General features: G+C 67.2%; 1 protein-coding gene. It reads left to right on the top strand.

The window, feature by feature from the left end:
- On the top strand, nt 1-929 hold a 929-nt coding region (locus NOD94_RS41195), incomplete at both ends, for a dihydropteroate synthase (protein ID WP_281211365.1).

Here is a 929-nt window from a genome sequence, read left to right on the forward strand (position 1 = left end):
CTGGTCGGTGGCTGCTGCGGCACCACGCCCGAGCACCTGCGGCAGGTCGTGGAGCGGGTGCGGGGGAGGGCCGTGACCGAGCGGTCCCCGCAGCCGGAGCCGGGTGCGGCCTCCCTCTACCAGACGGTGTCGTTCCGGCAGGACACCTCGTACATGGCGATCGGTGAGCGGACGAACGCGAACGGGTCGAAGAAGTTCCGTGAGGCGATGCTGGAGGCCCGCTGGGACGACTGTGTGGAGATGGCCCGCGACCAGATCCGTGAGGGCGCGCACATGCTGGACCTGTGCGTGGACTACGTGGGTCGTGACGGTGTCGCGGACATGCGGGAGCTGGCGGGCCGGTTCGCGACGGCCTCCACTTTGCCGATCGTGCTCGACTCCACCGAGGTTCCGGTCCTTCAGGCGGGTCTGGAGAAGCTGGGTGGCCGGGCGGTCATCAACTCGGTCAACTACGAGGACGGGGACGGCCCGGAGTCGCGTTTCGCGAAGGTGACCGCGTTGGCGCGGGAGCACGGTGCGGCGTTGATCGCGCTCACCATCGACGAGGAGGGTCAGGCCCGCACGGTCGAGCACAAGGTCGCCATCGCGGAGCGCCTGATCGACGATCTGACGGGGAATTGGGGGATTCTTGAGTCGGACATCCTCATCGACACGTTGACGTTCACGATCTGCACGGGTCAGGAGGAGTCCCGCAAGGACGGCATCGCCACGATCGAGTCGATCCGCGAACTCAAGCGCCGCCACCCCGACGTCCAGACCACGCTCGGTCTCTCGAACATTTCCTTCGGTCTGAACCCGGCCGCGCGTGTGCTGCTGAACTCGGTCTTCCTGGACGAGTGTGTGAAGGCGGGTCTGGATTCGGCGATCGTCCACGCGTCGAAGATCCTGCCGATCGCCCGGTTCGACGACGAGCAGGTCGGCACCGCCCT

Origin of the sequence: Streptomyces sp. Isolate_45 (assembly GCF_024721315.2) — a bacterium.
Classification (GTDB): Bacteria; Actinomycetota; Actinomycetes; order Streptomycetales; family Streptomycetaceae; genus Streptomyces.